The organism is Vibrio sp. 1557 (assembly GCF_033340175.1).
Lineage (GTDB): Bacteria > Pseudomonadota > Gammaproteobacteria > Enterobacterales > Vibrionaceae > Vibrio > Vibrio alginolyticus.
On record NZ_JAWOVZ010000006.1, the window covers coordinates 149,708 to 164,255 of the forward strand.

A 14,548-nucleotide genomic window follows, 5' to 3' on the forward strand; every position below is an offset into this window, starting at 1 on the left:
ATGAATGGCGGACAGATTGGTAATGTAGATTTAGTAAAACAGCTTAACAGCGCTGCGGTATATAGGCTGATTGATCAGCAAGGTCCTATCTCCCGTATTCAAGTCGCGGACGTGAGTCAGCTCGCGCCTGCTAGTGTTACCAAAATAACCCGCCAACTTTTAGAGCGCGGCCTTATTAAGGAGGTCGCCCAACAAGCTTCAACTGGTGGTCGTCGTGCGATCTCTTTGACTACTGAAGTCAAACCTTTTCATTCGATTGCCGTTCGCTTAGGTCGAGATTACGTACAGTTCAGTTTATACGATTTAGGTGGTACCGCGCTGGCAGAAGATCAGCATGAACTGCACTACACTAACCAAGCAGACTTAATCGCAGGACTTATCGATTTATTAAAAGATTTCGTAAGCCGTTGCGAAGACAAAATTGATCAACTCATCGCTATCGGCATCACTTTACCGGGCCTTGTTAACCCAACAACTGGCGTGGTCGAATACATGCCTAATACCGATATCGATAATCTTGCTCTCGGTGAAATTGTTGGAGAGAAGTTTAATACAGCATGCTTTGTTGGCAACGACGTACGTGGCATGGCGTTGGCTGAGCACTACTTTGGAGCAAGCCAAGACTGCCAGGATTCTATTTTGGTTAGCGTCCACCGCGGTACTGGCGCAGGTATTATCGTTAACGGCCAGGTTTTTCTTGGTTTTAACCGCAACGTCGGTGAAATTGGTCATATCCAAATCGACCCGCTTGGTGAGCAATGCCAATGTGGAAACTTTGGCTGTTTAGAAACCGTAGCTGCAAACCCAGCGATTATTCAACGAGTGAAGCAACTGATTACTCAAGGATACGAATCAAGCTTAACCGACCTTGAAAACATCACAATTGAATCGGTATGTCAGCACGCAATGAATGGTGATGAACTTGCGAAACAGAGTTTAGTGCGAGTGGGCAACCAGCTAGGTAAAGCGATTGCGATTACGGTTAACTTATTTAATCCACAGAAAATTGTAATTGCTGGCGATATTACTGCAGCACAAGATATTGTTTTCCCTGCAATTCAACGCAACGTAGAGAATCAATCTCTTAAAACTTTCCATAACGACCTCCCTATCGTGGCTTCTCACATTGATAAGCAGCCAACGATGGGCGCATTTGCGATGATTAAACGCGCTATGCTAAACGGAGTTTTGTTACAAAAGTTACTGGAAGACTAAGTTTATACAACCAATTGAGTTACAATCTCGGGCTGTGTTTTCACAGCCCGTTTTTGTATATCAGGAATACAGCTCAACAGTATGGAAATTATTCTAATTACAGCCGCTTTTTTAGCTGGTTTTATTGCGCTTAAATGCAGCCTCCCTCCCCTCGTTGGTTTTCTACTAGCTGGATTTGGCTTGCATGCATTTGGTTACCAAAGCAATGACGTTATTGTCACTCTCGCAGATCTTGGTGTTACTCTTCTTCTGTTTACTATTGGACTCAAACTCGATGTAAAAACCCTGCTGTCCAAAGAAATATGGGGAGGGGCAACCGCCCACAACATACTCTCTACCGCTTTTTTTGCCCTAGCGTTATCCGGCTTAAAACTACTGGGCTTGACTTCGCTAGCCAGTATGGACGGCAGCCAAATCCTGCTTTTAGCTTTTGCACTATCGTTCTCTAGTACCGTTTTTGCCGTAAAAGCATTGCAAGAAAAAGGCGAAATGAACGCGACCTACGGCACACTCGCGATCGGTATCTTGGTTATGCAAGATATTTTTGCCGTAGTATTCCTGACTGCTTCAACCGGAAAAGTCCCAGAATGGTATGCCATCGGTTTGTTCGCACTGCCTTTCCTTCGTCCCCTATTCTATAAGCTGCTCGATAAAGTTGGCCACGGCGAAATGCTGGTGCTATTCGGTATTTTCTTCGCGCTTGTTGTCGGTGCTGGGCTATTCGAGTTGGTCGGGATGAAACCAGACTTGGGCGCGCTAATTTTAGGCATGCTACTCGCAGGTCACCCAAAAGCCTCAGAACTATCCAAGTCATTATTCAATATGAAGGAGCTCTTTTTAGTCTGCTTCTTTTTGAACATTGGTTTATCCGCCTCATTGAGCGTGAATGGCGTCGTTCTCGCCCTGCTATTTATCTTACTGCTACCAATCAAAGGACTCTTGTACTTCGTCACTATTAATCATTTTAAGTTTCGAGTACGTACCTCTTTGCTCGCCTCTTTATCACTATTTAACTACAGTGAGTTTGGTCTTATTGTTGCTGGGTTGGCCTATAAAATGGGCTGGATGCCAAGTGATATGCTTGCTGCGATTGCGGTTGCGGTGTCGGTATCCTTTGTAATTTCCGCGCCACTTAACCGCCTTAGCCATAAAATTTATCAACATTCAGGTAAGTGGCTGCAAGAGACAGCGGTAGAAAAGCTCAATCAACGCGACCAACTCATCAACCCAGGTCATGCCCAAGTATTGATCTTAGGTATGGGGCGTATTGGAACGGGCGCTTATGATGAGCTACGTTCACGCTATGGCAAAATTTCATTGGGTATAGAAATTCGTGAAGACGCTGCACATCATCATCGTTCAGAAGGAAGAAATGTGATTTCTGGTGATGCCACCGACCCGGATTTCTGGGAGCGAATTTTAGATACAGGTCATGTAAAACTGGTTCTGCTTGCAATGCCACATCATCAAGGTAACCAAACAGCACTTGAGCAGCTTAAACGCAGAAAATATAAGGGGCAAATTGCCGCTATCGCCGAATACCCAGATCAATTGGAAGGCTTACTTGAAAATGGCGTTGACGCAGCATTCAATATTTATAGTGAAGCTGGTAGCGGTTTTGCTCGACACGTCTGTAAACAACTTCAACCTAAATTCACACCAATTAAATAAGCAACAGCACTGATATTTTTCGGAAGGCTTTCTATTGATAGAAAGCCTTTTTTGTATAGTTTTTATACCAAACCTTGATCTCATTCACCAAAACAACGGTTGAGTTAAATATTTTCCATACAACAAGGCCTTTTATCATTTTTTTAATCACAAAACGTTGCTTTTTTTATTAGTAATGGCAAATTTAAACCATACCGATTAGAAATTGTTTAGTTTAGTAAGGATGTAGTATGTGTTCAGTATTTGGCATTTTAGACATTAAAAGCGATGCAGCCGCATTGCGCCCTATCGCATTAGAGATGTCGAAAAAACTTCGTCACCGTGGCCCAGACTGGTCTGGGATTTACTCTTCAGAGCGTGCTATTTTAGCGCACGAGCGCTTGGCGATTGTTGGTCTAAATAGTGGTGCACAGCCGCTATACAGCCCTGATAAGAAGCTCATCCTTGCCGTCAATGGTGAAATCTACAACCATAAAGAAATTCGTGCTCGTTACGAAGGAAAGTACGAATTTCAAACCGATTCAGACTGTGAAGTCATTCTTGCACTTTACCAAGATATGGGTGCAGATCTCCTTGAAGAACTAAACGGTATTTTCGCTTTTGTGCTCTACGACGAAGAAAAAGATGAGTATTTAGTCGGCCGTGACCATATTGGTATTATCCCTCTTTATCAAGGTCACGATGAGCATGGTAACTACTATGTGGCATCAGAGATGAAGGCTCTTGTTCCAGTATGTAAAACAGTAAGTGAATTCCCTCCTGGTAGCTACTACAGCTCTAAAGATACTGAGCCAACACGTTACTATGTTCGTGACTGGAACGAGTACGCAGCAGTACAAGGTAACAGCACTAGCAAAGAAGAATTGACTGAAGCGCTAGAAGCGGCTGTTAAACGCCAACTAATGACTGACGTGCCTTACGGTGTACTTCTTTCAGGCGGTCTAGATTCTTCTATTACATCTGCGGTAGCAAAACGCTTTGCAGCGATGCGTATTGAAGATGATGAAAAGTCTGAAGCTTGGTGGCCTCAACTGCACTCTTTTGCTGTTGGCCTAGAAGGCGCGCCTGACCTGAAAGCAGCTCGCGAAGTTGCCGACCAAATTGGTACCGTTCACCACGAAATGACGTACACGATTCAAGAAGGTTTGGACGCGATTCGTGACGTGATTTACCACATTGAAACGTATGACGTGACGACTATCCGCGCATCAACACCTATGTTCTTAATGGGTCGTAAGATCAAAGCGATGGGTATCAAGATGGTATTGTCTGGTGAGGGCGCTGACGAAATCTTTGGTGGCTACCTTTACTTCCACAAAGCGCCAAACGCGAAAGAGTTCCACGAGGAGACAGTGCGTAAACTGCTTGCTCTGAACATGTTCGACTGTGCTCGTGCTAACAAGTCGCTGGCAGCATGGGGAGTTGAAGGACGCGTACCTTTCCTAGATAAAGAGTTCATTGATGTAGCAATGCGCTTGAACCCAGCAGACAAGATGTGTGGCAACGGTAAAATGGAGAAACACATCCTTCGTGAGTGCTTCGAGCACTACCTGCCAGAATCGATCGCATGGCGTCAAAAAGAGCAGTTCTCTGATGGCGTTGGCTACAGCTGGATCGATACGCTGAAAGAAGTAGCAGAACAGAAAGTGACAGACCAGCAGATGGAAACAGCTCAATATCGATTCCCATACAACACGCCAACGACAAAAGAAGGCTACGTGTACCGTGAAATCTTTGAAGAGTTATTCCCACTTCCATCAGCAGCAGAGTGTGTACCAGGAGGCCCTTCAGTAGCGTGTTCTTCAGCGAAGGCGATTGAATGGGATGAATCGTTCCAAAACTGTGTTGACCCATCAGGTCGTGCAGTACAGACCGTTCACAACGACTCATACTAATTCTCTACGATAAAGATAAGGGTCGGTTCGTCCAATCCTTTTAAAACAGACAGAAAATTAGATACGATCAAAAAGAGGTGCTTTTGCACCTCTTTTTATGTTTGATGGAATTAGGCTATTTTAAATCTAAATCACTATTGTCTATGCTGACAGGCACACGCTTGGTGATCATCTGAACTAGCATAATTGAGCGTTTCTCACCATCTTGTTCTTGGAAGATGGCATCTATGCCCGCAAATTGACCGCTTTTAACTCTAATTTGATCGCCTGGTTTTGGCATACATTCAGAAACGGTATTGTCATTACAACACTTTTCTAGCTGCATCAATTCGAAGACCAAGTCACCTTGAACTTCTTTCGGTTGAGCACCAAAACGCACAAAGTCAACAACACCTCGAGTAGAGCGGACTGAGGTGAAGTTTGGCCCTTGCTCATAATCAAAGTAAGCGAATACGTAACAAGGAAACAGCGGTTCCTCGACTTTTTGTCTTTTACCGCGCAAAATCTTCTCAACTTCTACAGTTGGATAAAAGCACTCTACACCTTGATTTTCAAGGTGTTGTTTCGCCCTAACCTGCTCCCCACGTTTACAATAAAGTAGATACCAACGTTTCATCTTTTTACTAGCCAATTCTATTTTGTTTTTATCCTAGCATTAAGCCAAAGTTGAGTCATTGATATTCAGTTTATCTATAAAAGTATGATTATACATCGCTCGCATTAACGACATTTTTCAGCAACTTACGACAAAGAAGTCCATAGGCAAAAATGGAAATTAAGTTTGTAACACAACCAATACACCATCATATAATCTGCAAATCCAATCAAAAACAGCCACTTAACAAACAAAAATAGTTGAATGGCAAAATTTTATTATTTGTCACTCGTTGAATTGCATTGTATACGTAGAAGTCGTTAAAAAATGTAATAACTATTATTAGAAGAGCTTATGTCAAACCAACATCAATATTTTGGTCATCCACGTGGCCTGTTCTTATTGTTCGGTACAGAACTGTGGGAACGCTTTTCTTACTACGCAATGCGTGCCATTCTCGTGCTTTACCTTACTGATACAACAATGAATGGCGGCCTTGGCTGGTCAACCAAAGACGCATTAGACCTATACGGCATATACACAGGGCTTGTGTATATCACGCCTCTTATCGGTGGTTACCTAGCAGATAACTATTTAGGTCAACGTCGCTCAATTTTGCTTGGTGGCGCGTTAATGGCCATCGGCCAGTTTACTCTTGCACTTCCTGCTGATGCTTTAGGTATTGGTTCGCTACACAGTTTCTATTTAGGTCTTGGCCTACTTATCACTGGTAACGGTCTCTTTAAGCCAAATATCTCAACCATGGTTGGCGACCTTTATCAAGAAGGTGACAACCGTCGTGACGGCGCATTCACTATCTTTTATATGGGTATCAACTTAGGTGCATTACTTGCCGGCGTCGTTTCTGGCTCTGTGACAACCTCTTACGGTTGGAAAGCTGGCTTTGTTGCCGCTGGTGTGGGTATGCTGGTTAGCCTAGTGATGCAAATGGTACTGGCTCAATCATGGCTTGGTGATATTGGTCGCGAACCAGCGGCGAAACGAGATCTAAACAACAAAAACGCCACCACGAAGCAGCCACTCACCAAAGAAGAAGTGAATCGACTAAAAGTAATTCTGGTCATGAGCTTATTCACTATTGTCTTCTGGGCAGGCTTTGAACAAGCTGGTGGTCTGATGAACATCTACACTCAACAATATACTGATCGCATGATTGGTGGTTTCGAAGTTCCTGCTGCGTGGTTCCAATCACTAAACCCATTTTTCATTATTACTCTAGCGCCAGTTCTGGCTGTCCTTTGGGTAAAATTGGGTAAACGTGAACCTACTTCGCCAGTGAAATTTGCGATGGCACTATTTTTCTTGGCGATTGGTTTCCTTTGTATGGTTGGCGCAGTGCTAGAACAAGGTGGAGATACAACAGTAAAAACATCGATGTTATGGTTGGTCGGCGCTTTCTTCTTCCACACATTAGGCGAGCTGTGTTTATCACCAATTGGTCTTTCATTGGTGACTAAATTAGCACCGCTTCGCTTAGCTTCACTTATGATGGGTGCATGGTTTGGCTGTAATGCGATTGCTAACTATGTTGCGGGCTATGTGGGCTCTCACGTAGGCGAGTTAGGCGCTATGGCTATCTTTAGTGGTATTGCGGTCAGCGCAACCGTAAGTGGCGTAATTTTGCTCCTATTCTCTAATACACTCGTTCGCTGGATGCATGGCGCTGAAAATACGCACAGCACGGCAGAGCAAGTAGAAGAGCAGCAAGTACAAGTTGCTTGATCGCTCAACTAAACGTAGAAAGGGTCGCTATTGCGACCCTTTTTTGTATCTAAAGTTTAGATTGAACTAACTCAACCATCATCTCGATATGAAGTTCACTATCGTTCAAACAAGGGATGTAGGTAAAGTTTTCGCCACCAGCTTCAAGGAAAATCTCTTTACACTCTTCCGAGATCTCTTCCAACGTCTCTAAACAATCTGACGAAAATGCGGGGGTCACAACATTAATATTTTTCACACCCTTTGCAGGAAGTGCCTCTAGGGTCTTATCGGTATAAGGTTGAAGCCACTCTTCTCTCCCAAATCGGGACTGATACGTCATGCCAATTTGTTGTTCGCTTAAACCTAACGCTTCCCCAAGCAAGCGAGTCGTCTCTTCACAATGCTGTGGGTAAACATCACCATTGTCAGCATAGCGTTTTGGAATACCATGATAAGAACACAGCAGGTAATCTCCCTGACCATTCTTTTGCCAATGTTCACGAACTGAATGCGCTAACGCTTCAATATATTTCGGGTGATTGTAATAATCACGAATAAAGCTAAAGCTTGGCATCACAGGCAGGTTTTTAAATGCTTTAGTGATTCCGTCAGAAACCGCTGCCGTTGTTGTGCCCGAGTATTGCGGATACAAAGGTAAAACAATGACTTCATCAACGCCTTGCGCCAATAGGGCTTCAAAGCCTGATTGTAAACCTGGGTTACCATACGTCATACCAAGCTCTACAGGTATATCAAGCTTTTGTGCCAACTTTTCCGTTTGGCGTTTAGAGTACACCATCAACGGCGAGCCCTCTTCCATCCATACTGATTGATAGAGTTTGGCAACTTTAGGAGCTCGGATAGGAAGGATAACGCCGTGCAATAGTGGACACCAAAGCCATCGAGTCATGTCTACCACTCGGTGATCATGAAGAAACTGACTTAAAAAGCGCTTTACGGCAGGAGCGGTTGGTGCGTCAGGAGTTCCCAGGTTAACTAGGAGTACACCCTGTTTATTATTCTCTTTCATAACATCCTATTCAGGTAAACGGCTTGGTTCATATATTTAAGTAACCTCGAAGTAACGAATAGCCGAGCTGAGGTTAATTAGATATATGTTTACGAGTAAACTAAAAAAGCGACCACTTGGGCCGCTTTCAATATATCAAAATATTAAATTTTTGACTTCAGCAAATTAAGATAGTGCTTTCTCGATATCCGCACTAACTTCAGCTACTTGCTTAGTACCATCAAACTTAAGGTACTTAGTCTTGCCTGCTTCAGCTTCTTTGCCGTAGTAGTTGATTAGCGGTGCAGTTTGCTCGTGGTAAACACCTAGACGAGCACGTACTGTTTCTTCTTTGTCGTCATCACGAACAACAAGATCTTCACCAGTTACATCATCTTTACCTTCCACTTTAGGCGGGTTGTAAACCACGTGGTAAGTACGACCAGAAGGAAGGTGAGCACGACGACCAGCCATACGCTCAACAATCACATCGTCTGCAACGTCAAATTCGATAACGTAGTCTACGTCTACGCCCATTTCTTTTAGGCCGTCAGCTTGAGGGATAGTACGTGGGAAACCATCTAGTAGGAAACCGTTTGCACAGTCTTCTTGAGCGATACGCTCTTTGATAAGACCAAGGATGATTTCATCAGAAACTAGCTGACCAGCGTCAATAACAGCTTTAGCTTGTTTACCAAGCTCTGTACCTGCTTTGATAGCAGCACGAAGCATATCACCAGTAGAGATTTGTGGAATACCGTATTTTTCCATGATGAAGTTTGCTTGTGTGCCTTTACCTGCACCTGGAGCACCTAGAAGAATGATGCGCATGATTTATCCTCTTTAATATTTAAGATTTATACCGAAGCTCACAATAGCTGACCTCTTAGACATCAAACCTGAGAAGCACCTGCAACGATAAGTTTCGGTATAACGTATATAGGCGAGCAAAAATACACGCCTTATTACTCACATTCAAGTCGCAGATTCTATCACAGGTTCTCTGAGCAAAGAGTGTATTAAGACTAAAGAATGTTAACAGTACCCTCTTTCACGCCCTATTGATTATTAACTCAGCACTTGAGATGCAAAATTTTGCGACAACAAACAAAAAGCTCGCGAAATGCGAGCTTTTTGATTTGCAGAGGTTATTACACCTTAGTCAAAAGTTGATTAACGGCTCCTAAGAACTCTGTTGGATCCTCAATAGAGCCTCGCTCCGCTAGCATTGCCTGACCAAGCAGAACTTCAACCCAGCGACCAAACGCTTCTTCATCGGCTTCGTCAGCCATACGCTTAACCAATTTGTGCTCAGGGTTTAGCTCAAAGATGTATTTCACTTCCGGCACAGCTTGACCAGCTGCCGCAAGAAGCTTCGCCATTTGAGTGCCCATTTCGTAATCGTCCGTTACCACAACAGCAGGCGTAGATGCGAGTTTGAAGGTCGTACGAACTTCTTTCACACGATCGCCTAGGTAAGACTTCGTGCGCTCTACAACCGACTTGAACTCTTCTTCGGTTTCTTTTTGCTTCTCTTTTTCTGCTTCATCTTCAAACTGACTTAGATCAAGCCCAGCTTTAGTGATTGACTGGAACTGTTTACCATCAAACTCAGTTAAGTAGTTCATCAGCCACTCATCAATGCGGTCGTACATCAAGATAACTTCAATGCCTTTCGCTTTGAACTGTTCTAAGTGAGGGCTGTTTTTCGCAGCTGCATAGCTGTCTGCCGTCAAGTAGTAGATCTTATCTTGACCTTCTTTCATGCGCTCAACGTAAGACGCCAAGCCCACAGTTTGCTCAGAAGAGTCCACTTCAGTTGAAGCAAAGCGCAATAAACCTGCAACTTTCTCTTTGTTTGCAAAGTCCTCCGCAGGGCCCTCTTTCATCACAAGACCAAACTCTTTCCAGAATGATTGGTATTTCTCTTCGTCATTCTTGGCCATACGCTCGAGCATCGTTAGCACGCGCTTAGTACAAGCATTACGTAGAGACTGAGTCACTTTATTGTCTTGTAAAATCTCACGCGATACGTTTAGCGGTAAATCGTTTGAGTCTATTAAACCACGTACGAAGCGTAAGTATGACGGCATAAATTGCTCTGCATCGTCCATAATGAATACGCGCTGTACGTACAGTTTCAAGCCTGATTTGTGGTCGCGGTTCATCATATCCCAAGGTGCTTTCGATGGGATGTATAGTAAGCTCGTGTAGTCGTTTTTACCTTCTACACGGTTATGACTCCAGACCAAGGGATCGGCAAAGTCATGTGATACGTGCTTGTAGAACTCTTGATACTCTTCTTCTGAAATATCAGATTTGTTACGCGTCCACAGTGCTTGGGCTTTGTTGATTTGCTCCCACTTTTTCTCATCTGTTTCCTTGCCTTCGTCATCACGAACGACAGTTTGGATTGAAACAGGAATGCCGATGTGATCAGAGTACTTACTGATAACGTCACGTAGACGCCACTCATTCAAAAACTCTTTACCCTCTTCACGCATATGAAGAATGATGTCGGTACCACGTGACTCTTTGGTAATGTTTTCGATGGTGTACTCACCTTCACCCGCTGAGTGCCATTGTACCGCTTCATCAGCGGCTAGACCCGCAGCGCGAGTGCGCACGGTAACGGCGTCAGCAACGATAAATGCCGAGTAGAAACCAACACCAAACTGACCAATAAGCTGAGAGTCTTTGCTCTGCTCTTCAGATAGCTTTGAGAAAAACTCGGCTGTTCCAGATTTTGCGATTGTTCCTAAGTGCTCAATCACATCATCACGGCTCATACCGATACCGTTATCAGAAATGGTTAAGGTATTTGCGCTTTCATCAAACGACAGTTTCACGCAAAGATCTGCATTACCTTCGTATAGATCTGGGTTAGATAACGCCTGAAAGCGCAGTTTGTCTGATGCATCTGATGCGTTAGAGATCAGCTCGCGCAAAAAGATCTCTTTATTTGAATAAAGAGAATGGATCATTAAATGCAGTAGTTGTTTTACTTCTGATTGAAAACCACGAGTTTCTTTATTTTGAGATACGGTTTCGCTCATGTGTGCTCCATAACATCTAAACTAATTGGCTTTTTCATAGGGACAAGTTTGTGACTTTCCCCTTGAAATCACCTTACCGAGATGTCATTTAACATGTGGCTGACAAATGTAAATTCAAGGTCAATATTGCTAAAAACGGTGTTTTTTTAGAAAATTTTAATTATCCTACCCGTCTAAAAGCATCTAAAATGTCGTGCGCACTCCAAGCGCCCCGGTAATTTTGTGACATAAATCACCATAATTACAACATCATCCATCTAAGAAGAACTAAATGACTAACATTGGCACCAAATTTCTACTTGCTCAAAGGTTCACCTTTGATCCAAATAGTAATTCGCTCGCTGACCAACAAAACGGCAACGACGTTGTACGATTAGGAAGCAACGAAAGCCGTATACTTCTGATGTTGGCAGAGAGACCAAACGAAGTTTTAACCCGTAACGAGCTTCACGAGTTTGTTTGGCGTGAGCAAGGTTTTGAGGTGGATGACTCAAGCCTGACTCAAGCGATTTCTACTCTGCGTAAGATGTTGAAGGATTCAACAAAATCTCCAGAGTTTGTTAAAACGGTACCTAAACGTGGCTACCAACTCATTTGTTCAGTGGAACGCTTGAGCCCATTTTCTACTGACTCTAACACTGACGTTGAAGAAACCGCTTCTGAACACGAAGCGCCAGCAGTGGAGTTAGAAGCGAGCGATACACCACCAACAGAGATAGTGACCGATACTACTGCTGATCTTGAGCCTCAAGTAGAGCCGACTAAAACTCAGCCGAAGCCAGCATCTAACACGATTAACTGGCTACCGCGTGTCATTATCTTTTTGTCTCTGCTGCTTCCTGTTTGCGTATTGTTATTCACGAACCCTGCGGAATCCCAATTCCGTCAGATTGGTGAGTATCAAAATGTACCAGTGATGACACCTGTAAATCACCCTCAAATCAACAACTGGTTGCCTTCAATAGAGCAATGCATTGAGCGCTACGTGAAGCACCATGCAGAAGACTCGTTGCCAGTTGAAGTGATTGCCACTGGTGGACAAAATAACCAGCTGATTCTGAACTACATTCATGACAGTAACCACTCTTACGAGAACGTAACACTGCGTATTTTCGCAGGTCAAAACGATCCAACAGACATCTGCAAATAAAGGAGGCCAATATGAAGATTAAATTAGCATCTGCGGTTTTGGCCGTATCCGTTCTTTTCAGTAGTTGGTTGTATTGGGGAAGTGACCTAAAAGTGGAGCAGCTCCTCACAGCAAACGAATGGCAGTCGACCATGGTGACAGTCATTACAGACAGCTTGCCTGACGATACTGTCGGCCCACTACGCCGAGTTAATGTTGAATCAAACGTGAAATATCTCCCTAATGGTGACTATATTCGCGTAGCAAATATAAAACTATTCGCTCAAGGTTCAACCGCAGAATCAACGATAAATATCTCGGAAAAAGGCCGCTGGGAAGTAAGTGACAACTATTTGTTGGTCTCGCCTTCGGAGTTTAAAGATATTTCATCTTCTCAATCAAAAGACTTTTCCGAAGCACAGCTACGTTTGATTACTCAAATTTTTAAGCTAGATGCGGAGCAAAGTCGTCGTATTGACGTCGTGAACGAAAAAACACTATTGCTCACTAGCTTGAACCACGGTTCTTCGGTACTGTTTAAAAACTAATTTTGATTGGATGATAAGGGGGCAAGACGCCCCCTTTGTTTTACTTATGGATTGGCTAGATACCACTACTCTCTTTTTCGGTTCACTAATCGCCAACACGCTGGCTTCACTTTCTGGTGGCGGAGCAGGCTTGCTTCAATTCCCTTTACTCATCTTTCTCGGCTTGCCGTTCTCCGTTGCGCTAGGCACACATAAAGTGGCTTCGGTCGCTTTAGGCTTAGGCGCAGCAAGCACGCATTTAAGATCAGGCACTATTAAATGGAAAATCGCGCTCTACCTTATCTTGTCCGGTAGTATTGGCGTGATTTTAGGGGCTAACTTAATTGTACAGATCCCTGATGGTATCGCGGAAAAGATGCTCGGTACGATGATCCTAGCGCTAGGTATCTACTCGCGATTTAAGACATCGCTAGGCCAAGCTGAAGTAATACGCAACCGTCATCCTATTGGTTGGGTTATTGGTGGAATTGGCTTACTGTTTATCGGCATTATCAACGGATCTCTTACCGCAGGTTCTGGTTTGCTCGTGACACTATTTTTGGTGCGCTGGTTTGGTTACGACTACAAACAAGCCGTTGCTTACACCATGATTTGTGTCGGCCTGTTTTGGAATGGCATTGGAGGCATTGCCGTCGTAAAGGCAGGGGCCCCTATTCACTGGGCTTGGCTGCCTGTTTTATTGTTAAGCTCATTTCTAGGCGGCAGTTTAGGCGCATGGGCCGCGACTCGATACAGTAACAGAGTGATTAAAGTTGCATTCGAAATTCTCACGTTTGCCGTGGGCATCAAGTTGCTGGTTTAAAAAGATTAAAAGGAAAGTTTCATGGATAAAGCAATCATTGATATTTATTACTGCCGCCAGTGCAACTGGATGTTGCGTTCAACTTGGCTATCGCAAGAATTACTGCATACTTTTAGCGAAGAAATAGAAACAATCAGCTTACACCCAGACACAGGTGGTCGCTTCGAAATTTTCTGTAATGGCCAACAAATTTGGGAACGGAAAAAAGACAGCGGCTTTCCTGAAGCCAAGGTGCTAAAACAGCGCGTTAGAGACATTATCGACCCAGAACGCGATTTAGGACATTCAGACACAAAATAGGGAGCAATTCGCTCCCTATTTTTTTACTTAGTAAAACCGTTAAATCATGGTTTGTGCTAATACTTCGCCTTCTGGCGTTTTTACCGTTAGCTTATTGTCTTCTAGAGTACCAAAGCTTCTCGGTAAGCCATTACGTGGGAATGTCATCGAGCCTGGGTTGAATATAATGGCTCCGTCTTGCATCTCTGCGACGGGAACATGTGTATGACCGTGGGCGATGATATCACCTTCGCGCAGTGGCGGCCGTTTTTCAGAGTTGTACAAGTGACCATGAGTCAAAAAGATTCTCTTGCCAGATTCAAGTAGCACCCATGAGTAATCCATCATCATTGGAAACTTCAATAGCATTTGGTCCACTTCACTATCACAGTTGCCACGTACAGAAATAATTTGATCACTGTATTGGTTCAATAAGTCTGCTACCTGTGGAGGGTTGTAGCCTTCCGGAATAGGGTTTCGCGGCCCATGGTTTAGCGTATCTCCTAGCAAAATCAGGTGGTGCGCACCAGAGGCCAGAAATAGCTCAATGGTTTCTTTAGTTGCTGGCAAAGAGCCATGCAGGTCTGAGGCAAAAAATAGTTTCACGACATTGTCTCCTCAAAA

Annotated in this window: 13 protein-coding genes; 8 read left to right on the forward strand and 5 right to left on the reverse strand. The window is 43.8% G+C overall.

The genetic code is table 11. The annotated features are described in order from the left end of the window. From nagC to asnB, 3 genes are all read left to right on the forward strand, one after another. Window positions 1-1,215, forward strand: a complete 1,215-nt coding sequence (nagC, locus tag R7070_RS10595) for a DNA-binding transcriptional regulator NagC (RefSeq protein ID WP_017634816.1) — start codon at window positions 1-3, stop codon at window positions 1,213-1,215. A gap of 81 nt (window positions 1,216-1,296) precedes the next feature. Continuing rightward, the gene (locus R7070_RS10600) at window positions 1,297-2,886 is read left to right on the forward strand and encodes a cation:proton antiporter family protein (RefSeq protein WP_005384981.1); all 1,590 of its coding nucleotides are present in this window, start codon (window positions 1,297-1,299) and stop codon (window positions 2,884-2,886) included. Window positions 2,887-3,116: 230 nt separating this feature from the next. Then, on the forward strand, window positions 3,117-4,781 hold the full coding sequence (gene asnB / locus R7070_RS10605) for an asparagine synthase B (RefSeq protein WP_005384979.1): 1,665 nt from the start codon (window positions 3,117-3,119) through the stop codon (window positions 4,779-4,781). Between the two features lie 115 nt (window positions 4,782-4,896). Here the strand turns inward: asnB and rfaH are convergent, their stop codons facing one another. Then, entirely contained in the window at window positions 4,897-5,397 is a 501-nt protein-coding gene (gene rfaH, locus R7070_RS10610) for a transcription/translation regulatory transformer protein RfaH (RefSeq protein WP_005382098.1), read from the reverse strand. Window positions 5,398-5,730: 333 nt separating this feature from the next. Between rfaH and R7070_RS10615 the strand changes: the two genes are divergently transcribed. Beyond that, the gene (locus R7070_RS10615; protein ID WP_005382097.1) at window positions 5,731-7,119 is read left to right on the forward strand and encodes a peptide MFS transporter; all 1,389 of its coding nucleotides are present in this window, start codon (window positions 5,731-5,733) and stop codon (window positions 7,117-7,119) included. 49 nt (window positions 7,120-7,168) lie between these two features. Here the strand turns inward: R7070_RS10615 and hemH are convergent, their stop codons facing one another. From hemH to htpG, 3 genes are all read right to left on the reverse strand, one after another. Continuing rightward, window positions 7,169-8,131, reverse strand: coding sequence for a ferrochelatase (gene hemH / locus R7070_RS10620; protein WP_054575221.1), 963 nt, complete (start codon window positions 8,129-8,131; stop codon window positions 7,169-7,171). Window positions 8,132-8,296: 165 nt separating this feature from the next. Next, the gene (adk, locus tag R7070_RS10625; RefSeq protein ID WP_005382094.1) at window positions 8,297-8,941 is read right to left on the reverse strand and encodes an adenylate kinase; all 645 of its coding nucleotides are present in this window, start codon (window positions 8,939-8,941) and stop codon (window positions 8,297-8,299) included. A 320-nt stretch (window positions 8,942-9,261) separates the two neighbouring features. Continuing rightward, window positions 9,262-11,166, reverse strand: coding sequence for a molecular chaperone HtpG (htpG, locus tag R7070_RS10630; RefSeq protein ID WP_053303298.1), 1,905 nt, complete (start codon window positions 11,164-11,166; stop codon window positions 9,262-9,264). A gap of 271 nt (window positions 11,167-11,437) precedes the next feature. Here htpG and R7070_RS10635 point away from each other — a divergent pair, with 271 nt between their 5' ends. From R7070_RS10635 to R7070_RS10650, 4 genes are read left to right on the forward strand one after another with little or no spacing between them, the layout of a single operon-like run. After that, the gene (locus R7070_RS10635; protein WP_017819958.1) at window positions 11,438-12,316 is read left to right on the forward strand and encodes a transcriptional regulator; all 879 of its coding nucleotides are present in this window, start codon (window positions 11,438-11,440) and stop codon (window positions 12,314-12,316) included. An 11-nt stretch (window positions 12,317-12,327) separates the two neighbouring features. Continuing rightward, a complete protein-coding gene (toxS, locus tag R7070_RS10640; protein ID WP_005382091.1) occupies window positions 12,328-12,843 on the forward strand; it encodes a transmembrane regulator ToxS in 516 nt (171 codons plus the stop codon). A gap of 46 nt (window positions 12,844-12,889) precedes the next feature. After that, a complete protein-coding gene (locus R7070_RS10645; protein WP_182039206.1) occupies window positions 12,890-13,645 on the forward strand; it encodes a sulfite exporter TauE/SafE family protein in 756 nt (251 codons plus the stop codon). 21 nt (window positions 13,646-13,666) lie between these two features. Further along, window positions 13,667-13,945, forward strand: a complete 279-nt coding sequence (locus R7070_RS10650; protein ID WP_005382088.1) for a SelT/SelW/SelH family protein — start codon at window positions 13,667-13,669, stop codon at window positions 13,943-13,945. A gap of 39 nt (window positions 13,946-13,984) precedes the next feature. Here R7070_RS10650 and yfcE read toward each other — a convergent pair whose 3' ends face one another. After that, a complete protein-coding gene (gene yfcE / locus R7070_RS10655; RefSeq protein WP_017634822.1) occupies window positions 13,985-14,530 on the reverse strand; it encodes a phosphodiesterase in 546 nt (181 codons plus the stop codon). Window positions 14,531-14,548: the final 18 nt, after the last annotated feature.